22 protein-coding genes, 1 rRNA gene and 1 other RNA gene are annotated in these 23,908 nt (G+C 30.2%); 3 read left to right on the top strand and 21 right to left on the bottom strand.

All coding sequences use genetic code 11. The features are described from left to right. Positions 1-13 precede the first annotated feature (13 nt). The 7 genes from fabZ to QZ286_RS05440 all read right to left on the bottom strand — a co-directional run bounded on the left by fabZ (position 14) and on the right by QZ286_RS05440 (position 7,447). Complete coding sequence (gene fabZ, locus QZ286_RS05470) at positions 14-439, bottom strand: 3-hydroxyacyl-ACP dehydratase FabZ (RefSeq protein WP_291255963.1); 426 nt, start codon at positions 437-439, stop codon at positions 14-16. A gap of 34 nt (positions 440-473) precedes the next feature. Next, the gene (lpxC, locus tag QZ286_RS05465) at positions 474-1,298 is read right to left on the bottom strand and encodes a UDP-3-O-acyl-N-acetylglucosamine deacetylase (protein ID WP_291255962.1); all 825 of its coding nucleotides are present in this window, start codon (positions 1,296-1,298) and stop codon (positions 474-476) included. 11 nt (positions 1,299-1,309) lie between these two features. Beyond that, positions 1,310-3,487, bottom strand: coding sequence for an ATP-dependent helicase (locus tag QZ286_RS05460; RefSeq protein WP_291255961.1), 2,178 nt, complete (start codon positions 3,485-3,487; stop codon positions 1,310-1,312). Positions 3,488-3,545: 58 nt separating this feature from the next. Continuing rightward, on the bottom strand, positions 3,546-4,772 hold the full coding sequence (locus tag QZ286_RS05455) for a GNAT family N-acetyltransferase (protein ID WP_291255960.1): 1,227 nt from the start codon (positions 4,770-4,772) through the stop codon (positions 3,546-3,548). 33 nt (positions 4,773-4,805) lie between these two features. Continuing rightward, positions 4,806-4,905, bottom strand: an RNA gene (gene ffs, locus QZ286_RS05450) — signal recognition particle sRNA small type. A 56-nt stretch (positions 4,906-4,961) separates the two neighbouring features. Beyond that, positions 4,962-6,659, bottom strand: coding sequence for a hypothetical protein (locus tag QZ286_RS05445; protein ID WP_291255959.1), 1,698 nt, complete (start codon positions 6,657-6,659; stop codon positions 4,962-4,964). A gap of 14 nt (positions 6,660-6,673) precedes the next feature. Next, positions 6,674-7,447: a YlmH/Sll1252 family protein gene (locus QZ286_RS05440; RefSeq protein ID WP_291255958.1), complete on the bottom strand. Its 774-nt coding sequence runs from the start codon at positions 7,445-7,447 to the stop codon at positions 6,674-6,676. Positions 7,448-7,697: 250 nt separating this feature from the next. Between QZ286_RS05440 and pssA the strand changes: the two genes are divergently transcribed. The 3 genes from pssA to QZ286_RS05425 all read left to right on the top strand — a co-directional run bounded on the left by pssA (position 7,698) and on the right by QZ286_RS05425 (position 10,553). Beyond that, entirely contained in the window at positions 7,698-8,462 is a 765-nt protein-coding gene (gene pssA / locus QZ286_RS05435) for a CDP-diacylglycerol--serine O-phosphatidyltransferase (protein ID WP_291255957.1), read from the top strand. A gap of 77 nt (positions 8,463-8,539) precedes the next feature. Then, positions 8,540-9,781 (top strand): RNA polymerase factor sigma-54, encoded by a 1,242-nt coding sequence (gene rpoN / locus QZ286_RS05430; protein ID WP_291255956.1) that lies wholly within the window; start codon positions 8,540-8,542, stop codon positions 9,779-9,781. A gap of 31 nt (positions 9,782-9,812) precedes the next feature. Further along, entirely contained in the window at positions 9,813-10,553 is a 741-nt protein-coding gene (locus QZ286_RS05425) for a potassium channel family protein (RefSeq protein WP_291255955.1), read from the top strand. Positions 10,554-10,673: 120 nt separating this feature from the next. On the opposite strand, the gene QZ286_RS05420 is transcribed toward QZ286_RS05425, so the two are convergent. The 14 genes from QZ286_RS05420 to rrf form a co-directional block, all read right to left on the bottom strand. Continuing rightward, complete coding sequence (locus QZ286_RS05420; protein WP_291255954.1) at positions 10,674-12,113, bottom strand: multicopper oxidase family protein; 1,440 nt, start codon at positions 12,111-12,113, stop codon at positions 10,674-10,676. A 162-nt stretch (positions 12,114-12,275) separates the two neighbouring features. Next, entirely contained in the window at positions 12,276-13,715 is a 1,440-nt protein-coding gene (gene gatB / locus QZ286_RS05415; RefSeq protein ID WP_291255953.1) for an Asp-tRNA(Asn)/Glu-tRNA(Gln) amidotransferase subunit GatB, read from the bottom strand. Positions 13,716-13,733: 18 nt separating this feature from the next. After that, the gene (gatA, locus tag QZ286_RS05410; protein ID WP_291255952.1) at positions 13,734-15,191 is read right to left on the bottom strand and encodes an Asp-tRNA(Asn)/Glu-tRNA(Gln) amidotransferase subunit GatA; all 1,458 of its coding nucleotides are present in this window, start codon (positions 15,189-15,191) and stop codon (positions 13,734-13,736) included. 72 nt (positions 15,192-15,263) lie between these two features. After that, positions 15,264-15,551, bottom strand: coding sequence for an Asp-tRNA(Asn)/Glu-tRNA(Gln) amidotransferase subunit GatC (gatC, locus tag QZ286_RS05405; protein WP_291255951.1), 288 nt, complete (start codon positions 15,549-15,551; stop codon positions 15,264-15,266). Positions 15,552-15,603: 52 nt separating this feature from the next. Then, positions 15,604-16,305: a pseudouridine synthase gene (locus tag QZ286_RS05400; protein ID WP_291256016.1), complete on the bottom strand. Its 702-nt coding sequence runs from the start codon at positions 16,303-16,305 to the stop codon at positions 15,604-15,606. After that, positions 16,292-16,828, bottom strand: coding sequence for an SMC-Scp complex subunit ScpB (gene scpB, locus QZ286_RS05395; RefSeq protein ID WP_291255950.1), 537 nt, complete (start codon positions 16,826-16,828; stop codon positions 16,292-16,294). Before scpB ends, QZ286_RS05400 begins: the two co-directional genes overlap by 14 nt. Further along, positions 16,818-18,437: a hypothetical protein gene (locus QZ286_RS05390; RefSeq protein WP_291255949.1), complete on the bottom strand. Its 1,620-nt coding sequence runs from the start codon at positions 18,435-18,437 to the stop codon at positions 16,818-16,820. Before QZ286_RS05390 ends, scpB begins: the two co-directional genes overlap by 11 nt. An 18-nt stretch (positions 18,438-18,455) precedes the next feature. Next, positions 18,456-19,502 carry a rod shape-determining protein gene (locus QZ286_RS05385; RefSeq protein ID WP_291255948.1) on the bottom strand — a complete coding sequence of 349 codons (1,047 nt, stop codon included), beginning with the start codon at positions 19,500-19,502 and terminating at the stop codon, positions 18,456-18,458. Between the two features lie 22 nt (positions 19,503-19,524). After that, positions 19,525-20,103 (bottom strand): nucleoside triphosphate pyrophosphatase, encoded by a 579-nt coding sequence (locus QZ286_RS05380; RefSeq protein WP_291255947.1) that lies wholly within the window; start codon positions 20,101-20,103, stop codon positions 19,525-19,527. After that, positions 20,087-20,749, bottom strand: coding sequence for a hypothetical protein (locus tag QZ286_RS05375; protein WP_291255946.1), 663 nt, complete (start codon positions 20,747-20,749; stop codon positions 20,087-20,089). The genes QZ286_RS05380 and QZ286_RS05375 overlap by 17 nt, the downstream gene beginning before the upstream one ends. Positions 20,750-20,931: 182 nt before the next feature. Continuing rightward, positions 20,932-21,885, bottom strand: a complete 954-nt coding sequence (gene fabK / locus QZ286_RS05370) for an enoyl-[acyl-carrier-protein] reductase FabK (protein WP_291255945.1) — start codon at positions 21,883-21,885, stop codon at positions 20,932-20,934. 21 nt (positions 21,886-21,906) lie between these two features. Further along, positions 21,907-22,845 carry a nitronate monooxygenase family protein gene (locus QZ286_RS05365; RefSeq protein ID WP_291255944.1) on the bottom strand — a complete coding sequence of 313 codons (939 nt, stop codon included), beginning with the start codon at positions 22,843-22,845 and terminating at the stop codon, positions 21,907-21,909. Positions 22,846-22,928: 83 nt separating this feature from the next. Next, positions 22,929-23,666 carry a phosphatase gene (locus tag QZ286_RS05360; protein ID WP_291255943.1) on the bottom strand — a complete coding sequence of 246 codons (738 nt, stop codon included), beginning with the start codon at positions 23,664-23,666 and terminating at the stop codon, positions 22,929-22,931. Positions 23,667-23,774: 108 nt separating this feature from the next. Continuing rightward, positions 23,775-23,891: ribosomal RNA gene (gene rrf, locus QZ286_RS05355) — 5S ribosomal RNA — on the bottom strand. Positions 23,892-23,908 lie beyond the last annotated feature (17 nt).

Raw genomic sequence — 23,908 nt, 5'->3', positions numbered from 1 at the left:
TATCCCCCATTTTCTATTTGTCTGTTATACAGAAAGTAAAGTTTGCTTCACAAGCAACATTTCCATCTACTAAAGCTTTTCCATGAGCTTTTACGAAATTTCTTTTTATTTTCTCTACTTCTACCTCGTATATTATCTGATCTCCAGGTCTTATTGGTGATTTAAATTTTGCACTTTCTACTCCTACAAAGTAAGGAACTTTTCCCTCTATTCCGTCCATAACAAGAACTCCTAGACATTGTGCCATTCCCTCTACTATTAATACTCCTGGCATTATAGGATGTCCTGGAAAATGCCCATTAAAGAACTCTTCATTTATAGTTACATTTTTAAGTCCTTTTATTTTTTGCTCCTCTTTGTTTACCTCAATTATTCTATCTACTAATAAAAATGGATATCTGTGCGGTATTCTTTTCATTATTTCTAAAGTATCTAACATCAATTTCCTCCTAAATTATATCTTGACTTATATTTTACATGTTTTTTAATAATTTTGCAAATTCTATATCTAAAGCGTGTCCAGCTTTTATAGCTATAATGTGAGCTTTTATTGGTCTATTTAAAATTTTTAAATCTCCAATAATATCAAGCATCTTGTGTCTAACAAACTCATCTTCAAATCTAAGTCCACCTGGATTCAATACTCCATCTTTTTTTATAACAATGGCATTTTCCAAAGTTCCACCTAAAGCTAAATTATTTTTCTTCAAATACTCAATCTCATAATCAAATCCAAAAGTTCTAGCTGAGGCTATCTCTTTTTTATATGTTTCTAAATCTACTTCAAATTCAGCTAATTGTGATTTTAAAAATGTATGTTCAAACTTAATTGTATAAGTTAATTTATAACCATCATATGGTAGAGCTACTATATTTTTATCTCCAACACTTAGATATATTGGCTCTTTAACAATTAAAGGTTCCACATCTTCTTCTAACTCTTTTAGTCCAGCCTCCTCAAAAAGCTCTATAAATACTCTTGCACTTCCATCACAAATAGGTAATTCATTTCCATCTAGTTCTACAACTAAATCTGTGATATCTAAAGCATATAGAGCAGATAGAAAATGCTCTATTGTATGTACCTTTGCTCCATACTCATTTTGTAAATTAGTTCCACGAGTTAGATCAAAAGTATTCTCTATATCTAAAACTATCTCATTTTTTCCCTCTTCTAAATCAACTCTTTTAAAAACTATTCCCTCTTTGCTAGGAAGTAGTCTCATCTTTATATTTTCACCTTTATGAAGTCCTATCCCTACATATTCAATCTCTTTGGCAACTGTCTTTCTTTTCATTTTACCTCCCATTAGCATTTTGTAAGGAATTTTTCAGCTACTGCCATAGCTATTTCACGTTTTCCGTCCACAAAATTTATCTCAACTTTTTTATCGTTTACAGATTTTACTACTCCTAAACCAAACTTTTTATGCATAACTTTCTCTCCAACTGAGTATGGAAAGTTTTTCGCAGTTTTGTTCAGATCCTCTATTGTTATCATTTTTTTGAAGGCTCTCTCTGTTATGAAACTTCCCTTATCATTTTTTGGTTTATATAATAGCTCTGAACTATTTTTTTCCACTAACTCTTTAGGAATTTCATCTATAAATCTTGAGGCTCTTCTTCCAAAATCTTCATTTCCATACATCATTCTACTTGTTGCATATGTCATATAGAGTTTCTCCTCTGCTCTAGTTATAGCAACGTAGCAAAGTCTTCTCTCCTCTTCCAACTCATTACTATCAAAGTCTGCTCTACTTCCTGGGAATATTCCCTCCTCTGCTCCTACTACAAAAACTATTGGAAATTCCAATCCTTTAGAGTTATGAATAGTCATTAACTTCACATAATCTTTCTCATCTTCTAAATTATCTGTAGCACTAATAAGTGAGATATTTTCAAGATACTCTCTCAAGCTCATATTCTCAATTACCTTTTCCAATTCCACTATTGAGCTTTTTAACTCCTCTATATTCTCTTTTCTTACCTCATAATCCTCATAATTTGCAATCAAATAATCATTGTAATTTATAGATCTTATAATTGTATCAAATAACTCCGATACCAACTCACTCTCACTTAGCTCTATAAATTCACTCATCATCTTATAAAACTCTAATATTGTTATTTTTAGATTAGCACTCAATCCTGATATCTCATTCGCTCTTCCCAAAGCCTCAAATAGAGATAGATTTTGCTCTTTTGCAAATTCACTTATCTTCTCTACTGTCTTATCTCCTATCTTTCTCTTTGGAACATTTAAAATTCTAGCTAGATTTAGATTGTCATCAGTATTATTTATCACTGCTAAATATGCTACAATATCCTTTATTTCTGCTCTTTGATAGAACTGCATCCCACCAAAAATCTTATATGGTATATTCTCTCTCAATAATTTTTCCTCAAACATTCTCGATTGAGCATTTGTTCTATACAGTACTGTAAAATCTCTATATTTTGCTCCCTTTGCTTTTCCCTTTATTATCTCACCAACTACAAAGTTTGCCTCTGCTCTAGCATCACTACAACCTTCAACTGTAATTTTCTCTCCAACACTCTTCTTAGTCCATAATTTTTTATCTCTTGAACTTGTGTTGTTTTTTATTACTGAGTTAGCTGCATCTAATATCACAGATGTAGAACGATAGTTCTCTTCCAATTTTACAACCTTAGCATCAGGATAATCCTTCTCAAAATCCAATATATTTTGGATATTTGCTCCTCTAAATCCATAAATACTCTGGTTTTCATCTCCTACGACACAGATGTTCCCATACTTTTTAGCTATCTTGTTAACTAATTTATACTGGATATTATTTGTATCTTGATATTCGTCTACCATTATATATCTAAATTTATCCTGAACCTTATTTAAAATATCTGATATCTCTAAAAGTCTATCTGTATTTACAAGTATATCTGAAAAGTCCATAGCATTATTGCTCTTTAGAACAGAGTTATATCTTCTATAAACCTCTGAAATTATCTTTCCATTCTCATTATATTTTTCACTATTTTCATACTCTTCTGGAGAGATTCCGTCCTCTTTTAATTTTGAGATAATTGATACCACTAACCCCTCTTTAAGGTTTTTATCTTTTATTATCAACTCTTTCATTATATTTTTTACCACTCTTTTTTGATCATCAGTATCATAAATGGTAAAATTAGCATTGTAACCTAATCTATCTCCATATACTCTCAACAATCTCAATCCAAATGAGTGGAATGTTGAAATCATTACTCTGTTAGCCTCTTCACCAATGAGAGACTCCACTCTCTCCTTCATCTCTTTAGCTGCTTTATTTGTAAATGTCACAGCTAAAATTTTATATGGTGAAATACCTTTCTCTTCTATCATATGAGCTATTCTATATGTAATAGTTCTTGTCTTTCCTGAACCAGCTCCTGCTAATATAAGTAGTGCTCCCTCTATTTTAGAGGCTGCCTCTCTCTGTTTATCATTTAACTTATCCAATATACTCATTAATTTTTCAACTCCTTCTCAATTAATAATTATATCATACTGATTATTATTATGTCTACTAATGTAAATAATCTATGTGTACTATAACATCCTTTACATTTTCAAACTCTAAAATAATCTCCTCTCTTATATCATCAACTAAATTATGTGCCTCATATACAGTCATCTCTTTAGGTACTCTTATATGCATTGTCAAAAATATCTTATCCCCTGACTTTCTCATATAGATATCATGGACATTTTTGATATTTTCATTCTCATACAGATAATGTTCCACCTCTTTTACAAACTCCTTATCCTGTTTATCTAAAATAAGATTTGAAGTTTCAAGTATTATTGAAACTCCCTCTTTAAAAATAAGAAAAGCTACTAATAAACTGATTATTATATCAAATATTGGTGATATTGAAATTGATAGTAATATTCCCACTATTACTCCTGCTGAAGAGTAAACATCACTTTTACTATCCTTTGCATCAGCTATCAAAGCACTATTATCAGTTTCTTTTCCAACTTTTAACTTGTATCTATACATAAAGAATTTAACTACCATAGAGATAAAGGCCCAAATTATTGTTGTATATGCTGGTGTTGTTGTGTACTCTCCCTTAATTAACATCAGGACACTACCCTTACCTAGCTCAAAAGCTGTTAAAAGTAAAAATACTCCCAACATATTTCCTATTATACTTTCTATCTTCTCATGACCATAAGGATGATCCTCATCTGCAGGTTTGTTACTAAAATATATCCCTAATAAGATTGCAAAAGAACTCCCTACATCTGCCAAAGAGTTTATTCCATCGGAGATCAACGCTCTTGAGTTCCCATAAATTCCACCTGCTATCTTTATAACTGCTAAAAATATATTTTGAAAAATTGAGGATATAACTACTTTCTTACCCTCTTTCATTCTTATTGTCTCTCTTTGAATGTTATCAATTTCCAATATATTTCCATTCTCTCTAAATCCATTTTTTATAAAGAAACTTTTATTTGTAAGATCCTCACAAATTATCTTATCTTTTTTCTCCTCTATCCCATGGTTTATTAAGAACTTTATCAGTTTTACACCATAAGATTTATATCTCATTCCAGCTCTTACAAATATTCTCTTTATTACATAGTTATTTTGAATACTCTCTGCTACAAGATATCCAACTAAAACATTTTGTGATCTTATTACAAAATATATACCATCTTTTTTTTCTAAAAAACTCTTGTCTATATCTCTTATGTCTTTAAAGTTTTCTTCTAACTCTTCTAAGTTATATATCTTATACATAAAATCCCTCCTGTTATAAAAAAAGCCATGAAAACCAAAGAAGTAGTATTTCATACCCGTAATAAATACCTTAGTGCTGCTTCCTTCCAGACCTGACACGGTTCGATACTATTACGCCATAAAATTCCTCTCTGATTTCCATGACAATTAATTATATCAATAATTTCAAATTACGTCAATAATTTTTTCTTAAAACTTTTCTAAGATTCCTCCCAAATTAAATCTATCTAAAATCTCTTGAACCTTATCTAAATATTTAGTTTTACTATTTAATTCTCCCTCAAGCTCCTCTACTACCTTATCATTATTACTATTCAATAGCTCTTCATAATTTTTTAACTCTCTTCTTCCCTCTCTCAACAGATCATCAGTGATTTTTTTCTTAACAATACCATCTTTATCATTTAGAATATCCATAATCTCTTCTGAAAGATCGCTCTTAATAACAAGGTTTTGATCTACTGAATTATATTCATAGTGTACATTTCCACTTCTTAAATCCTTTAAAATAGGAGTTGACATTGTTTTTAAAAATGGTGTCTTTATATTTAACTTTGTAAGTATCTCCTCACTATTTAGATTCATATCTTGAATCTGTACATCTCCTCTCACATCTATATTCTCTTTGCTTAAAAGTATCTCTTTCACTAGAGAGGCTTCACCATTTTCTACATACTTATTTAAAACGTCCATATCTTTTACATCTTCAAAACTGAAGTTAGAGATATTTATATTTACTTTTCCTTGGATTTTATTTAAATCTACATACCCGTAAGCTTCTCCATGGCTTATCTTTGAATCAGCAAATAGATACAACTCTATCTTATCTTTATTTCTTGATAATCTGCTTGAAATATTCTTAATCTCTCCTTTTAGTTCAATTCCATAGATATGAGAATTTATATTTATATCCTCAACAAAAATCTCCCATTTATTCTTTTCAAGAGCATCCTCATCTCTTCTCAATTCCACTTCTTCCATTAGATTTCTATATTTCTCTACCAATCGCTGTATCTCACTTCCATAGATCTCATTTAGATAGTAGTTTATTATCGAATCTAAATCTGTTATTACAAACTCTCCTCTACCTATTAGCTCCTTTACAGATCTCTCCAAATCCTTATCTATGTCACTTTTCTTTATAATATTTGTAAAATCGCTCTTTATCTCCTCTTTATCCTTTAATATCTCCTTGCTTAAAACTTTGAAAGAACTAGCCATATTTTTTATCTCTTTCTCCATTCTTATCAATTTTAAAGGATTTTTCTCATTAGCTAATTTTTTATAATTAGCTTTCAACACAACATACTCTGGATTTTTTTCAATTAACTTTAACTTTTCATTCCAATAATCTTTCTTAGCTGTTATCTGAGCTTCAACCTCATCATAATGACTCTGCAATATATTTTGAAGTGTCAACTTATTTACCATAGCTCTCGCTTGTATCAACTCCTCTAAATCCTTTAAAGAGTCATCTTTCTTCTTCTCTAATTCACCACTCTTATCCTCTATTACTTCAACTTTCTTTGGAACCACATATCCAATGCTTCCATCAGTCTCTCTCGGTGTCATAAACTCAACCTTATCAAATTCAGCTTGACTTACCAATACTTTTTTTTCTTTGAAATAAATATCATAATCAGCACTAAATTTACCTATTGATATAAAGTTTTTCATACCATCTTTTCTACTTGTAAGATCTATATCCTCAATGGTTACTTTTTTATCTAATAGAGATAGATCTACTCTTCCTATATCAACCTTTCCTTTATTTATCTCTGTTAATTTACTCTCTAATACCTTTTTTATTATATAGTTTTTAGAAAAATAAACTCCTCCCAAAATTACAATGATTACCCCTAGTACTAATCCAACCTTTTTCTTCATAGTTCACCTCTTGTTTAAATAAATTTTTTTACTACAACTCTTATTTTTCCTTTTTTATTCTCTCCCATTATCCTTTCAAATATAAATTTTCCTCTTCTCCTTATTGTTACTATATCTCCCTCTTTTATAGATTTATTCTTCTCTTTTTCCACTATATAATTAACACTTACCTCACCACTTTCAATTAACTCTAAGCTCTTTCCTCTAGAGTTATTTATCATAACTGAAACAATATTATCCAATCTTATAGAACTGACACTATCCACTATCTCCTCATATTTCAATTGAGGTATATTTTCAGCTGTTATCTCCTCTATTTCAACAGGATTTCTTCCTATCTCAGTAAGATTTTCCACCAGATATGTGAATACATCTTCCATCACCACTCCATAGCAACAGTTATCCTCTACAACTAGATCTCCCATCAATTCTCTCTTTATTCCTAAGGACATTATTGTTCCTAAATAGTGCTTATGCTCTAGCTCCTTAAATTTTGATTTATTTGTTATTTTAAAATACTTCACAGGAAAGTATAACTGCTCTACTGGATAATCTTTAGGTAAAATAGCTATCATATTTTTTTCACAATCATTATTTAGTCCACACAGAACAAATCCTATTCCTCCTATATTCATTTCAGAAATCTTTTTGCAAAGTTGTGGAGGGTAAAAATATTTACTATAAACTGGAAACTCTATCTCTTCACATAGCTCTATATCGTCACAAAGCGAAGCTAATAGATAATCATCCATCTCCTGAAACATATTTTGAAATTTTTTTCTATCCACTCTACTCTCCTCCATTACTATTATACTTTGATTTTATACAATTTTTATCAATTTTTCAATTTATTTTTTATTTCTCCCTTTATTCAATCAAATTTAATCATATTTAGTGAGATCTTTACCCATATTTAAAAAATACATTAAGTGTATATAAAAATATTAATTTGTCTATTTTTTTTGTTTAATGTTGAAAAAATCGCATTTTTGTGTTAGAATTTAATGATCATAGTTTTTTAAGGAGATGAATTTAAGAATGGTTAAAAGAAAATATATTGCTCCTAATGCAATCACAGCTGCAAATATGTTTTTAGGATATTTAAGTATCACTGCTTCAATCAAAGGGAATTTTATTCAAGCTATATGGTTTATCGTATTGGCTATGGTATGTGATGGTTTAGATGGTAAAACAGCTAGAAAATTAGATGCTTTTAGTGAATTTGGTAAGGAGTTTGACTCATTTTGTGATGCTATATCTTTTGGATTAGCTCCAAGCTTATTAGTTTACTCTATACTTGTTCAATATACTGCTGCTAGTGCTTTTATTGTTCCAGTATCATTTATATATGCTCTTTGTGGAGTAATGAGACTTGTAAAATTTAATATAATAACAGTGGCTTCTAATGAAAAGGGTGACTTTAGTGGAATGCCTATTCCTAATGCTGCTGCTATGGTATGTTCATACTATTTAATCTCATACTATCTAAAACAAAATTATAATATTGATTTCTTTAATCTAGATATTTTTATGGCAATTACTGTTATTGCTGCAGTATTGATGGTTAGTACAATTAAATTTAAGACTCCTGATAAATCATTTGCCTTCATTCCTAAAAAATTTGTTGGTATTTTTATCATAGTTGTAATAGCTACACTAAAATATAGTTTATTTATAGTGTCATTCTTTTACGTTTTAATTAATCTTATGGGCTTCATCACTAAAATTGTAGATGGTTCACATGATGATAATGACAAAGAACTTGTAGATGTTATTGAAGAAGAGATTGAAGAGGAAAAATAATTAATTAAATTTAGTTAAAAAAGATGACTTTATTTTAAAGCCATCTTTTTTTATTAAAATAAGGGGGTGTGTTTACATTGGATTTTTCATTAAATTTAAAACAGGAAGCAAAACTTATACTTACTCAAGAGATGAAAACTTCTATGAATATTTTACAGATGTCTTCATCTAAACTTAGAGAGTACATTGAAAAAGAAGCAGTTGTAAATCCAGCTATAGAGATTAATTATTCTTCTAAATCTTCTTTTAAATCTAACAGTGATGAGTATATCTCCCCTCTTGAATTTATGTCCAAAGAGGAGACTCTATTTGATATTTTAGAGGAGCAGATAAGATACTTAAAAATCTCAGCTAAACTTAGAGAGATCTGTATATTTATTATTAATAATTTGGATTCAAAAGGATATTTAGCAATGGGAAAACTTGAGATTAAAAAACTTCTAAAGCTATCTACTAAGTCCCTCAATGAAGCTTTTAATATAATCTATTCTCTAGAGCCTGTAGGAGTTGGAGCTGAAAATTTAAAAGATTGTTTAAAAATACAGTTAAGATATAAACAAATTGATGATGAGGTTCTCTTTCTTTTAATTGATAACCATTTAGAAGATATTGCCAACCAAAATTTTGAGTTAATTTCAAGTAAATTAAATATAACAAAGGATGAGATCTTAGATTATTTAAAATTAATTAGAACCCTATCTCCTATTCCTTCTAGAGGTTATATTGTCAATGACAGTACTAACTATATTGTTCCAGAAGCTAAAATAGAGATAAATGATGGAACTTTAATATTTAAAATAAATGAGGAGGCTATTCCTAAAATTAATCTAAACTCTTCATATATCAATAGTAACGAAGCTAATAAGAACTCTATCTATACAGCGATTAATATTATTAAGTGTTTGGAGAAAAGGTATCAAACACTCTCTAAAATCTTAGAAATTCTATTGGTTAAACAGCGTGATTTTTTCTTTTTTGGTAGTAATTTTTTAAAATCTCTAATTTTAAAAGATATTGCTAAAGAGTTAGGACTTCACGAATCAACTATTTCTAGAGCTATAAAAGATAAGTATTTGGAGACTCCACAGGGGATTATCTCTTTCAAATCACTTTTCATCAGTGACTCTACCTCTATTACAATTAAGATTCTATTGGAGGAGTTTATAAATAATGAAGATAAAAACTCTCCCTATTCTGACGAAAAACTAGCATCTCTACTTAGAGAGAGAAATTTTAAAATTGCTCGAAGAACTGTTGCAAAATATAGAGAGGAACTTGGTTTTCCTTCAACTAGAGAGAGAAGAAAAACTAAAATTTAGTATTTTTTAGAAAACTTAAGGAGAGATTTCTATGCAACTTTATCAAAAAACACAAATTATCCATTTTTTTAAAGTAACTACCATAGCATTTATACTTTCTTTTTTTATCTCTATTTTTGTTCATGGTATAGTAGAATATAGATTTAATTCAGCTGAGATAATTTTTACTGGAATAAAAATATTTTTTGATATTCTACCCTTAGTCTTTATAAAACAGAGAAACTTTCTGTTTAAAGATGGACCTATAAAAGCTACTATTCTAATACTTTACTATCTACTACTTATTCCTATAGTAGATTTTTCTTTAAATTTAAATGAGAATAATATTAAAATCCAGTATATACTCAACTTTCTATCATTCTTTAATGTTTCTCTTTTAATAATTTCTCACGTGATTCTTCTCAAATACGTGATAGTGGATTTCTTTAAAAGAAGAAGAAAGATAATGATAAAAGATATTGGAATTGTAATAACTACCTATATTACAATAGCCATAAGTTTTGGACTCATATATACACTTTTAAGTCTTTTATCTAATGAACCTATATTTCATGGTATAGATCCTAGTATGCCTAGTTTTCATTTTTATATGAAGCACATATACTTTAGTTTTATAACAATCTCTACTACTGGATATGGAGATATCTACCCCATTGTTCCTATTGGTCAATTTTTAGTAATAGTTGAAATTATCTTAGGTATAATCTTAACAAATGTTATTTTGGGGCTATTAATTGGTTCAGGTATTCTTTCTGCTGATCATAAAAAATAAATAACCATTTTTTATAAAGAAAAAGAGAAAATCCTACTTAAGTAGAGTTTTCTCTTTTTCATTTTTTACCTACACTAATTTAGTAGTTGAAAGGAAAGAATAGTGTAGTTAAGGTTAGGTCTATCTATCAATAATTTGAAATTGTCCCATCATTCCTGTTTCCTCATGCTCTAAAATATGGCAATGATAAACAGTTATACCATCTGTTTTATATTCAACTAAAATCTTAACATTGTCTCCAGCTTTTAAATTTACAGTATCTTTCCATCCTTGTTCATTAAGTGGAGGAAGTTGTCCATTTCTTTCTAGTATTCTAAATTGAGCTCCATGTACATGGAAAGGGTGTGGCATATCCATCATTCCATCACTATTTACAATATTCCAAATCTGTTTCTCACCTTTTTTTACTTGGAAATTCATCTTTTCCATATCAAAAACTTCTCCATTTATTGTATTAGATTTAGAAGTAGTTTTTAAAGTAAAATTCAAAGTTTTTAACTTTGTTAAATCATCTTTAATTTCAGGTAAAATACTTAAATTTTTTGGAAGTTTACTCAAACTTTCTCTATTAGTTTTTCTAAACTCAAGGGCTTTAACACCATTTATATACAGATAATCTTTTGTCTCTAGGATTTCACTATCTACAATAATCTCAGCACGTTCACCAGGAGCTAAAACAAGTTTTTTCATCTCCACAGGAGAAGTTAAAAATCCTCCATCACTAGCAATTTGAAAAAAGCTTCTATTTGATAAATCAATGTTGTAATTTGTTGCGTTACTTCCATTGATAACTCTCAATCTTGTTAAACCTTTTGGAATATTCATATATGGTGAAACGATTCCATTTACCATTAAATATCCTCCCGATTTCCCATGAATTTTCTCCATATGATTTGTTTTATATTCCAACTTCCCCTCTGAAGATAGCTTCTTATCTTGAATGACTATCGGAAAATCATTGAATCCATACTCTCTTGGAATAGCTAATTCATTGCTCTTCTCATCACTTAAATATATCAATCCTGCCAAGCCTTTGTACACTTGTTGAGCTGTCTTATGCATTGGGTGTGGATGAAACCACAGAGTAGCCTCTGGTTGATTCAATGTAAATTCAACTGTCTTTTTACTATTAGGTAAAATATCTGAATTGTGAACTCCATCTGATTCTTGAGAAACAATAGCTCCATGCCAATGAACTGTTGTTTCCTCTGATAAACTATTCGATATATTAATTCTAGTCTTCTCTCCCTTTTCTAAAGCTAGAACAGGACCTAATATTGGACCATTATATCCATAGGTTTCAGTTTTTTTCCCTTTTAAAAATTCCCATTCACCTTTTTTTATATCTAAATCAAAAACTCTTGTATTGTCTATAAGCTTTCCTTTTAAAAGTGGTGGTACTAATAGTTCTCTTTCAAATTTTATCTCTCTATTCTTTTCAAACTTAGTCATATGAGAATGGTGACTAGAACTCTCCATCTTATGATTACTGTTGTGATCCTCCATGGCGTAACCAGCTATAGATGTTAAAAATAGTGATACAGCTATTATTTTTTTCATTTTATTATCTCCTTGCTTTTCATTTACAAAGAAAGAGTATCATTATTTTATGTCTTGAATATGACAAATTATTTTTTTGCTATTTTTTTAATATTAAAAAAAGGAGAAAATTAACCTTAACAAACTAGTTAATTCCTCCCCTTTTTTACAATTAATTTATTTTTATAATTTATTAGTCATTATCTCTGTTACTAATGTAGGATTTGCCTTTCCCTTAGAAAGCTTCATAACCTGTCCAATAAGTCCTTTTAACACTCTTGGTTTTCTTCCCTCATCAGAGTTTCTATAGTCCTCTACCATCTTAGGATTATTTGCAATTACCTCATCTACCATAGCTTCTATAGCTCCTGTATCAGCTACTTGAACCATTCCTTTTTCTTTTACTATCTCTTCAGGTGTTCTCTCATCTGCTAATTTAATCTCAAATAACTCTTTTGCAATCTTAGTTGAGATTGTTCCCTTCTCTATCAAAGCTATTATTTGACCTAGATGTTCAGCAGAGATTGTAAACTCCTCAATAGTTGCATTCTTATCTTTTAAGACTCTCATAACATCTGTCATTATCCAGTTTGCACTAAGTTTTCCATTATTTGAAGATTTTGCTACACCTTCAAAATAATCAGCTAACTCTATATCTTCACATAGAATATTAGCATCGTACTCTGGTAATCCATACTCAGTTATAAATCTCTCGATTTTTTCAACTTTTGATTCTGGCATAGTCTCTCTAATAGCTTCTATCTCTTCATCAGTTATTACAAGCTTTAAAAGATCTGGCTCTGGAAAATATCTATAATCCATTGCTTCCTCTTTACTTCTCATCACTTTTGTAGTTTGAGATTCCTCATCCCACAATCTTGTCTCCTGATGAATTTTTCCACCATTTTCAATAGTTTCGATCTGTCTTCCTATCTCATAATCTATAGCTCTTGCTACTGCTTTAAATGAGTTTAAGTTTTTTACTTCAACTCTAGTTCCATAGACTTTAGATCCTTTTTCCATTACAGATATATTAGCATCACATCTTAAAGATCCTAATTCCATTGAAACATCACTTACACCTGTATATTTAATAATACTCTTTAAAGTGTTCAAATACTCATAAGCCTCTTCAGAACTTCTCATATCTGGTTCTGAAATTATCTCTATCAATGGTATAGACGCTCTATTAAAATTGATCAAAGACTCATGCTCAGCGTGTATTGATTTAGCTGCGTCCTCCTCTATCTGTAATTTTGTAATTCCTACTTTTACCTCTCTACCAGAGTTTAATTTGAACTCTAATGAACCTTTTTCAGCATATGATTTATCAAATTGTGTTATTTGATAGTTTTTAGGTGTATCTGGATAAAAATAGTTTTTTCTATCAAAACTACTCTCATTATTTATTTTACAATTTAAAGCTAATCCAGCTTTTACTGCATATTCTACTACTTTTTTATTAAGTTTAGGTAGTGCTCCAGGGTGTCCTAAACAGATAGGACAAGTATTTGTATTTGATTCAGCATTATCATAGTCAGCACTACAACCACACCAAACCTTTGTTCCAGTTTTTAATTGTAGGTGGACTTCAAGCCCGATTACTGATTCCCATTCTCTCATATCTTTTCTCCTTTTCTCCTAATCTAATTCAGGAAGCTCCCATTCTCCTCTTACTTTTTCAAAAGCTGATCCAGCTTTGATCAACTCTCCCTCTCCAAAAGGTTTTCCCAACAATTGAATTCCTACAGGTAATCCCTCTACTTTTCCTGCTGGAATTGAAATTCCTGGTATTCCAGCTAAGTTTGCTGAAATTGTAAATATATCCTCTAGGTATAACTCTATTGGTGTCTTTTTATCATCTAATCTAAATGCTGTTGTTGGTGATACAGGAGTAAATATTATATCTACATTTTCAAAAGCTTTTTCAAAATCATCTTTTATCTTTGCTCTTACTTTTTGAGCTTTTTTGAAGTATGCATCATAGAAACCAGCACTTAAAACATAAGTTCCTATCATAATTCTTCTTTTTACCTCATCTCCAAAACCTTCACTTCTTGAGTTAATATATAGATCATTTATATTTTCTATATTTTCACTTCTATATCCATATCTTACACCATCAAATCTAGCTAAGTTTGAACTTGCTTCAGCTGGAGCTATTACATAGTAAGTTGGAACAGCATATTTTGTATGTGGTAGAGAAACTTCAACTATTTCTGCCCCTAACTCTTTAAACTTTTCTAAAGAGCTATCCATTATCTTTCTAACTTCTGGATTTATTCCATCTATAAAGTACTCCTTAGGTACTCCTATTTTCATTCCCTTTATATCTTGATTTAAAAACTGAGTATAATCAGGAACTTCACAATTTACAACAGTTGCATCATAATCATCAGGACCAGCTATAACATTCATAGCTAAAGCTATATCCTCAACTTTTTTAGCTATTGGTCCTATTTGATCAAGAGATGAAGCAAAAGCCATAAGTCCATATCTTGATACTCTTCCATAAGTAGGCTTCATTCCAACTACTCCACAGAATGAAGCTGGTTGTCTTATACTTCCACCAGTATCAGATCCTAAAGAGATATATGCCTCTTGAGCAGCTATACTAGTAGCAGCTCCTCCACTACTTCCTCCTGGTACTCTCTCATTATCCCAAGGGTTTCTTGTGATGTGGTGAATAGATGTCTTTGTTGTACTTCCCATAGCAAACTCATCCATATTAGTTATTCCTATTATGATTGCATCTGCCTCTTTTAATTTCTTTACAACTGTTCCATCATATATACCTGTATAGTTTGATAAAATTTTTGAACAAGCAGTTGTCTTATCTCCTTCAGATACCATATTATCTTTTATAGCCACTGGTACCCCTGCTAACTCTCCCACTTTTTCTCCATTTTTTATCTTCTCATCAATTGTTCTAGCCTCTTGTAAAGCTTTTTCCTTTCTTAAAGAAACAAAACTTCCAATATTACTATCTATTTTTTCTATTCTTTCAAATATTTTTTGAACTAAATCTTCTGATTTTACTTCACCTTTTAAAATCTTCTCTCTTATTTCAAAGGCAGATAATTTATACAAATTCTCCATTAAAAAAATCCTCCTTAGTTTTAATAGATACCACACTCTCTATGATTATCTACTAATCTTCTTCTATTCTAATTAACCAACTACTTTTGGTACTATTATTGCACCATCACCAGAATCTGGAGCATTTGAAAGTGCTTTTTCAACTGTTAAAGATTCTTTCACTACATCTTCTCTCAAGTTATTTACTTGTGAATTTACCTGTGTCATAGCTGTAACTTCTTCAGTTTCCACTTCATTCAACATATCAATATATCCAAGTATGTCATTTAATTCTATTTGAAATTTTTCAATTTCATCAGGTTGAAATTTTAATCTAGCAAGTTTAGCTACATTTAAAACCTCTTCTCTTGTTAATGCCATATTTTTGCCTCCTATTATACTTGTTTTTACCCTATATTATAACATAATTTAATTATAAAGAATATAGGTATTTTACTTCCTCTGCTGTCAACTCTCTATACTCTCCTACTCTTAATTTACCCAAAGCTAGCTTCCCTATTCTTTCTCTTCTCAAAATAACTACAGGGTGATTAACTGCATCTAACATTCTTCTCACCTGTCTATTTCTTCCCTCTCTTATAGAGATCAATAGCTCACTCTTTCCTCTCTCTTTAGATAGTACTTTTACATATGCAGGCAGAGTTTTACCATCTTCCAACTCAACTCCATTCTCAAGCTTTTTTATAGAGCTTTCCTTTATCTCCCCCAACACCTTAACATAATACTCCTTATATATCTCTGAACGAGGGTGTATCACTCTATTAAATAACTCTCCATCATTAGTAAGTAGAATCAGTCCTGTTGTATTGTAGTCCAATCTTCCAATAGGAAATATTCTCTCCTTACATTTGATTAGATCTACAACAGTTTTTCTTCCTCTATCATCTTTAGCTGAACTCAATATCTCCAAGGGTTTATTTAGCATATAGTACACTTTCTTCTCCCCAGTTTTTTCAATTTTCTTTCCCTTTACCTCAATCTCATCTTCCTCTGTTACCTTTATTCCAGCTGAGATTATCTCTCCATTGACCTTTATTTTTCCCTCTTCTATCAATCTATCAATCTCTCTTCTTGAACCTACTCCCAAAGAAGCTAGATACTTATTTATTCTGATCTCCTCTATCTTCATCACTTCCTCTCACATCTAAATAATTAGGTAATTCCTCGATTTTTTTTATTCCTATATAACCTAAAAATTTATTAGTTACCTCATATAAATTTGGTCTTCCTATTGTCTCTCTCTTTCCACACACTCTTATAAATTTTTTCTCCTCCAAATTTTGGATTATTCTATCTACAGATACACCTCTAATAGCTTCTATCTCTCCCTTTGTTATAGGTTGCCTATAAGCTATTATTGAAAGTGTCTCCAGTGCTGCTCCTGAAAGTTTTTTAGGTTTGCTCTCCTGTTGGAAAAAATCATTTATTACCTCTCCATAGATTGGATTAGTTGCTAAACTTACAACCTCACCATCTATCTCTATGTTTATTCCACTCTCTCTTCTCTCCTCTTTTAATTCCTCTAATATCTTTAATACTTCATCTAAAGGAATGGAAAAAAACTTAGATAACTCTTTTATCTTAACTTCATCTCCACCTAAGAGAAGAATTGCTTCAATCTTATTTTTAATCTCCATATTTCTCCCTGTACTCTTCTGCTATAAAGTATAAATATAAAGTTTCTCCATCTATACCTGGGATATTATCTCCAGTTAAATATATATAGTTAGATACATAGTAGTTATTTCTTTTAATATAGTTTTTTATATTAAAAAATAACTTGTCTGCTAAAAAGCTCTCTCCATTTTTGTATAACTTTGAGATAAAAGCAAGATTATAATTTAAATCTATTCTATCTACATCTTTTCCGTGAATTAAAACTCCATAACGACTATTGTAATTCTCTTTATAATCCTTTCTTAATAGCTTTAACTGTTCCTCTTGAGGTAAAAAATCAATATATTTTATATTTTTATAGTTAACTCTTTTACTATTTTTTCTACTTTTTAAACCATTCTCACTCACAAAATTTCTATTCAAATAGTTTAAAAGAAACTCTTTCTTATTTCTTATGAACTCTCTCTCACTTTGAAACTCTTCTCTTTCTTGAATAGCTTCTATTAACTGATAGTACCAATAATAGCTATTTATATTATTTCTAATATTTATAACCTCATCATCTACTTCCTCTAAATAATCTAACAAAGAGAGTACCTCTGGCATTATCTTCCCCTTTAATAGATTTCCATCGAGGGTATTTTCACTATCATTTAAATATCTAAAAAGAAAAGTATAATATATTATAGCTTCATTTTCACTCTTTCTTATATTTATATCTTCAAAAAGTTTATTTGCATTAAACCCTTTATCATATAGGGTGTTCAAGTAGTATAATTTTATCTTTGTATTTAAATTTTTTTCACTTTTTGTATAATCTATTCTATTTGGTATGATACTTCTAGAGCTCATTATCTGTAAGTTTTCAAGCTCCTTTCGAAAAATAACTTTCTTTTCAGTAAATTTATTATCATAACCATTTTTCTCCCAGTAATCAATCTCATTTGCAAATATATCCTGATTTAATATTTGAGGATCTTTTTGAAACTCTTGATAAAATTTAATTACTAAAACTAAATCTCTCTCTTTTTCAATATCCTTTACAATGTAATATAAGCTATCATCTTGATATTTTTTTACCTTATTTTTTACCTCTTCTAAATTTAAATCTTCCAACTGTGAATCCCTTGTAATATATAACTTTCCTTGATAATTTTCAGCCTTAATATAAAAATCATCATATGAGTATGAACTATTTTTTTCATTAAAATCAACATATCTATTCTCATATTGAGGTATTATTTTTAATGCGAAATCTATATTTTTAGCCTCTCTTTTAAACTCTCCCAATTCAACTTTAAAATATAGCTTATCTCTCTCACTCATTGAGGGAATGATATAAACACTTATATCTTTCTCTTTAATTCTATAGTTTAATTTTAAAATATTGTTTTGAGTAACCATTTCTGCACCAATAAAATATTTATTTAAAGGAATTATCTCCTCGTTATTTAAAATTAAACTCCCCTCTAATTTTGAGATATCTGTTTTATTAAAAACATCACCTCTTATATATTTTATGCTATTATACTCTTTATCATAAAAAAGAACTATCTCACTATTAGTAATGAGATAGTTTGCATATGAAAAAATATATGTTATTAAAAATAGAGTTATCAATTTTTTCATATTTTTCCTCTTTCTTTCTTAATAATCACTTTCAGGAGATATCAACACTTTCTTATATGTCTCAAAATTCTTTAATAAAATTTGTATTCCATTTATTACTGCATTTAGTGGATCATCTGATATTTTTACCTCTAGGTTTAAGTTCTCAGATATCTTTTTATCTATTCCTCTTAAAAGAGCTCCTCCTCCAGTTATATATATTCCTTTTCTCTTAATATCTGAAGATAATTCAGGTGGTGTTTTTTCCAATATCACTTTCACCTCTTCAATTATCTGTTGTACTAAGTCTCCTAAAGCTTCTACTATCTCAGAAGAGTATATTTTTATATCTCTAGGTAATCCATTTAAAGCGTTTCTTCCACTTATCTCTATAACCTCATCCTCTTCTAAATCAATAACTGCTCCTATTGTTTTTTTGATCTCCTCAGCTGTTCTCTCTCCTATTAATAGATTGTGCTTCTGTCTTACATAATCTATTATTGTACTATCCAATCTGTCTCCAGCCACTCTAAAAGATGAAGTTTTTACTATTCCACCTAAAGATATTACAGCTATCTCTGATGTTCCACCACCGATATCTATTATTAAATTTCCCTCTGGTTCAAATATATTTAATCCTATTCCTATTGCAGCTGCCATAGGCTCCTCTATCAAATAAGCTTCTCTTGCTCCAGCTTCTCTTGTTACATCTATAACAGCTCTCTTTTCAACTTGTGTTACTCCAGCGGGAACACAGATTATAACTCTTGGACTAGATAATCCTTTTTTCTGATTTACCTTTTTTAAAAAGCTTCTCAACATTTTTTCAGTTATCTCATAATCTGCAATAACTCCATTTTTTAATGGTCTTATTGTCTGAATACTCCCAGGAGTTCTTCCTATCATCAATTTGGCTCTATCTCCAACTTCAAAAACATCTTTAGTTTTGTTATTCAAAGCTACTACAGAAGGCTCATTCAGTATTATTCCTCTATTTCTAATACAAACCAAAGTATTTGAAGTTCCTAAATCGATCCCCAAATCCTCTGAAAATATCCCTAAAAATTTATTAAATATTTTTCTCATTACACACCTCTAACTTCATATATTATATTCTTTCAATCTCTTTTAATTTTACTCCTAGATTTAATAATCTTTCCATAAATCTCTCTATTGGGAATCCCATCACTGTAAAAAAATCACCCTCTATTTTCTCTACAAATATAGCTCCCTTCTCTTGAATTCCATAGGCTCCTGCTTTATCCATTGGCTCTTTAGTTCCTATATACCACTCAATCATCTCATCACTCAACTCTTTAAAGTATACTTTAGTTACTGAGCAATCTTTTGTTTCTAGATTCTTTTTTCTATTTATAAATGAATATGCTGTTATCACATTGTGAGTTCTACCTGACAATCTTTTTAATATTTCGTAGGCTTCTCTCTCATCTTTAGGCTTTCCTATTATCTCTCCATCTAATTCAACTATTGTATCTGCTCCTACTACATATTCATCTGGATATCTATCTGCTACTGCTTTTACTTTTTTATAAGCAATATCCTTTATCTTATCACAAATATCAATCTCATCACTACACTCATCTATATCTACACTTATAATTTTTAAATTAAATCCTACACTCTCTAGAATCTCTTTTCTTCTAGGTGATTTAGATGCTAGTATCATCTTCTACCTTCTCCTTTTCCTCTTCTAAGATCTTCTGTTCCCTCTCTCTTCTCTCCATTGCTTCCATCAATTCTATCTGCTCTTGAATTAATTGTTTCTCTATTCTTCGTCTTTTTTCCTCTCTTCTATGGACAATTATAGAGGTAATAGTAACTCTCAACTTCTTAGCAATCAAGAAAAATAACGAGATAAAAATCAATACATATAAGCTCACATAGAAATAGTTAAAATAGATATTACTTATACAGTAGTTAAATGAATAAGTCAATACTGTTCCTAGCTTATACTGATATAAAAACATTCTGATTGAATTTTCTAAAACTACCTCATCAGCCACTATTTTTTTGAAAGGTAATCCTAAGTTATAAAGCCCACCAAGAAAAACTGTTGAAACTCCCAATATTACAAAGAAATTTAATCTGATTCCATAGACCATTCTATTTCTTTTACATTTTATAAAAAGGGAGTATAGATGTAACATTAAAATAAAAATCATAAAAACAATGAAATTTCCAAAATACTGCTCCAAAATATCATAATATCCAAGCATCTTTATTTTACTGTCATAGAAATATCCAATTATTAGATACAACAGAACATACATATAAATAAATTTTAATTGAATTAAAAGAGAAAATCTTTTCATTTCTACCTCTTTTCCTTATTTAAACTACTTTATATTGTATCATAGAGAATAATTGATTTCAATATAAAAAGAGATGATATTACAACTAAAAAAGGAAAAACCACCATAATAAGCATTAGTTACTAAAAGTAAGTTTTTCCTTTTATATATTTATAATTTTATTTTAAATTTTTAGTTATCTACTATTTCCAAGAGTCAATTCTAGCTATAAGTTTTGCTTTTTCCTCTTCTAGCTCTCTCATAAAACTTTCTAGTATCTCTTTTGTTGTCATTGGAGTATTTACCATTGCTGCTACTTGACCAGCCATAACGCTTCCATTATCTGTGTCTCCATCTACAACAGCCAATCTTAATTTTCCTACTCCCATCTTTTCGATCTCCTCTTTTGGAGCTCCTACCTTTTCCATCTCTAGTATCTGTTTAGCAAATTTATTTTCAATAACTCTTACAGGGTGACCAGTATAATTTCCTGTTGAAACTGTTGATCTATCCTTAGCTTTTAAAATTGCCTTTTTATAATTTTCGTGTATTGTACACTCTTCAGCTACTAAGAATTTTGTTCCAACTTGCACTCCTTCAGCTCCTAGAGAAAGAGCTGCTAAAAACTGCTTTCCACTAGCTATTCCACCTGCACCTATAACTGGAATAGAAACAGCCTCAGCTACTTGTGGTAATAGTGACATTGTAGTTATTGTTCCAATATGTCCTCCACCTTCCATACCTTCAGCTATAACAGCATCTGCTCCTATTTTTTCCATTCTTTTAGCAAGTGCCACTGATGCTACAACTGGAATAACTTTTATTCCTGCATTTTTTAATTTCTCCATATAAGGTCCTGGATTCCCTGCACCTGTTGTTACTACTGGTACTTTCTCCTCTATACAAACATCTATTTGTTTCTCTATATCTTCCATCATCAACATTAAGTTTACTCCAAAAGGGTTAGATGTGATCTCTTTTACCTTTCTTATCTCTTGTCTTAATATCTCAACTGGCATTCCTCCACCAGCAATTATTCCCAATCCTCCATCTCTAGATACGTGTCCTGCTAAGTTCCCATTAGCTATCCAAGCCATTGCTCCTTGAAATATTGGGTATTTTATTCCCAGTAGTTTACAGATTTTGTTATTTTCCATAAATCCTCCTAAATTATTATCTTATTCTTTAAATACTTTTTTAAATCTGTCAAATATCTCTTTAACAGATAGTATCTCATTGATTTTCCAAGCATCTTTTCCCGCAAAGAAAATTCCACCTTCAAAGTCACCTGAATGACCTCTCACTAATCTCTCATTCACACAAAACTTGTAGGTACATTTCTTCAAACATTTTATACACTTAGTTGGTCTATCAGCTCTATCTTCTCTAATCTTTTCTACAAAGGGGCTTATTATAGCATTAGCTGGTAAACCAGCTGAACTCATCATCCTTACTATATCTCCCTCTTTGGCATTGATATACATCTCTTTAAATTTTCTATCTATCTCACACTCTTCAGAAGCAACAAATCTACTTCCCATCTGTACCCCTGAAACTCCTAAATTCATCATTCTTTGAGCATCTTCTGGAGTTATTACTCCACCTGCTCCAAATACTGGAATATCTATATTTTTTGCTATATCTTCCACTATATCCCAAGAGTCCAAATCAGTTCCTAAATGCCCTCCAGCATTTCCACCCTCTACTACAATGGCATCTGCTCCTAATTTTTGAGATATTTTAGCCAGTTTTAATGTAGAAACTATGGGTACAATTTTTACTCCTGTACCTTTTGCCACTTCAAATATATCTCTTGAAAATCCAGCTCCAAATATGATAACATCTACTTTTTCTTCAATGGAAGCCTTAACTAATTCCATAAAATTAGTAGCTGCATACATTATGTTAACACCCAATGCTCCACCTTTATTAACTATCATATCTCTAGCTTTTTTTATTTCAGATTTTAATTCCTCTATACTTAAAGTTGTTCCTGCTATTACTCCTAATCCACCTTCATTAGCCACTGATGCTGCCAGTTTAGCCATTGAGACCCTAATAGCCATACCACCCTGTATTATCGGTGTTTTTATACTTAAATCTCCAATTTTTACCATATTAAAATTACCTCCTTAAATTAAGCTAGGTTAATTATAACACGTGTAATAAATTAAGTAAAGTATAAAATTACATCTGTTTTTTATATGTTTTTTACTCTCTTCTCTTTTCTTTCTTTTAAAAATGCCTCTAAATTTTCAACAGAAAAGTTTAAAATCTTCTCCATAGGATATCCAATTTTATCTATTAACTCCTGTACTTTTGAAAACTCACCTATATCATAGGAGATATGTGAATCTGTTCCCAATGACACATAGGTATCATATTTTTTACATAGCTCCAATATCTTTCTACAATTTACTTCAGAACCTTTTCTTGAAGCTCTTAGAGATGAGTTATTTAGTTCAATTGCCACTCCTGCTTTAGTAGCTTCTTGAACTACAATTTCATACTCCAATGGAAATTGTGGATTTCCTAAATGTACCATAATATCTATTTTTTGACTTCTTATCATATTTACTACAGCTTTTGTATTCTTTATTATATTTGTAGGATCTCCATATGCTTCAACAGTATGTAAACCACACAGAATAATATCCATCACATCATAAATTCTCTGATTTATATCAAAATTACCATTTTCATCTATAATATTAGTTTCAACACCTTTTAATACTCTTAACTCTCCTACATATTCAGGAATAACACGCATATTCACTAAACTCCACCAATGAGGTGAATCTTGTAATGCCGGTCCATGATTTGTTATTGCTATCACTTTCATATTTTTTTCTCTTGCACTTCTTATATTCTCTTCCAATGTACTATAAGCATGTGGATTAGCAGAAGTATGTATATGTAAATCTATAGGATATCTCATTTTCCCCCTCCTTTTTACTTTCTTTATTATATCATATCTCTTTTAATAGTTCAAAATAATTACACCTATTTTAACTATTTTTTTGATATTCTCCAAAAAATAAAAAAAGCTTGGCAAGTTCCTATCCTCCCAGGAGGCTTCCCTCCAAGTACTTTCAGCGTTTACGGGCTTAACTTCCAGGTTCGGAATGTATCTGGGTGTACCCCCGTAGCTCTTCTCACCAAGCTATATTAATATCTTAC

Origin of the sequence: Fusobacterium sp. (assembly GCF_019012925.1) — a bacterium.
Taxonomy (GTDB): domain Bacteria; phylum Fusobacteriota; class Fusobacteriia; order Fusobacteriales; family Fusobacteriaceae; genus Fusobacterium_A.
The sequence above is the reverse complement of the archived record's forward strand: the minus strand, read 5'-3'. Positions and strand labels throughout refer to the sequence as shown.

What these genes read in the sequence shown, in the direction of transcription:
- QZ286_RS05380 (WP_291255947.1), bottom strand. Translation starts at nt 20,103, where the DNA reads ATGATACTAGCATCTAAATCACCTAGAAGAAAAGAGATTCTAGAGAGT.
- gatC (WP_291255951.1), bottom strand. Translation starts at nt 15,551, where the DNA reads ATGGCATTAACAAGAGAAGAGGTTTTAAATGTAGCTAAACTTGCTAGA.
- QZ286_RS05460 (WP_291255961.1), bottom strand. Translation starts at nt 3,487, where the DNA reads ATGAGTATATTGGATAAGTTAAATGATAAACAGAGAGAGGCAGCCTCT.
- lpxC (WP_291255962.1), bottom strand. Translation starts at nt 1,298, where the DNA reads ATGAAAAGAAAGACAGTTGCCAAAGAGATTGAATATGTAGGGATAGGA.
- QZ286_RS05385 (WP_291255948.1), bottom strand. Translation starts at nt 19,502, where the DNA reads ATGAGAAAAATATTTAATAAATTTTTAGGGATATTTTCAGAGGATTTG.
- pssA (WP_291255957.1), top strand. Translation starts at nt 7,698, where the DNA reads ATGGTTAAAAGAAAATATATTGCTCCTAATGCAATCACAGCTGCAAAT.
- fabK (WP_291255945.1), bottom strand. Translation starts at nt 21,885, where the DNA reads ATGGAAAATAACAAAATCTGTAAACTACTGGGAATAAAATACCCAATA.
- gatB (WP_291255953.1), bottom strand. Translation starts at nt 13,715, where the DNA reads ATGAGAGAATGGGAATCAGTAATCGGGCTTGAAGTCCACCTACAATTA.
- QZ286_RS05375 (WP_291255946.1), bottom strand. Translation starts at nt 20,749, where the DNA reads ATGAAAAGATTTTCTCTTTTAATTCAATTAAAATTTATTTATATGTAT.
- scpB (WP_291255950.1), bottom strand. Translation starts at nt 16,828, where the DNA reads ATGGAGATTAAAAATAAGATTGAAGCAATTCTTCTCTTAGGTGGAGAT.
- QZ286_RS05425 (WP_291255955.1), top strand. Translation starts at nt 9,813, where the DNA reads ATGCAACTTTATCAAAAAACACAAATTATCCATTTTTTTAAAGTAACT.
- QZ286_RS05455 (WP_291255960.1), bottom strand. Translation starts at nt 4,772, where the DNA reads ATGTATAAGATATATAACTTAGAAGAGTTAGAAGAAAACTTTAAAGAC.
- QZ286_RS05390 (WP_291255949.1), bottom strand. Translation starts at nt 18,437, where the DNA reads ATGAAAAAATTGATAACTCTATTTTTAATAACATATATTTTTTCATAT.
- QZ286_RS05445 (WP_291255959.1), bottom strand. Translation starts at nt 6,659, where the DNA reads ATGAAGAAAAAGGTTGGATTAGTACTAGGGGTAATCATTGTAATTTTG.
- QZ286_RS05420 (WP_291255954.1), bottom strand. Translation starts at nt 12,113, where the DNA reads ATGAAAAAAATAATAGCTGTATCACTATTTTTAACATCTATAGCTGGT.
- fabZ (WP_291255963.1), bottom strand. Translation starts at nt 439, where the DNA reads ATGTTAGATACTTTAGAAATAATGAAAAGAATACCGCACAGATATCCA.
- gatA (WP_291255952.1), bottom strand. Translation starts at nt 15,191, where the DNA reads ATGGAGAATTTGTATAAATTATCTGCCTTTGAAATAAGAGAGAAGATT.
- QZ286_RS05360 (WP_291255943.1), bottom strand. Translation starts at nt 23,666, where the DNA reads ATGAGATATCCTATAGATTTACATATACATACTTCTGCTAATCCACAT.
- QZ286_RS05365 (WP_291255944.1), bottom strand. Translation starts at nt 22,845, where the DNA reads ATGGTAAAAATTGGAGATTTAAGTATAAAAACACCGATAATACAGGGT.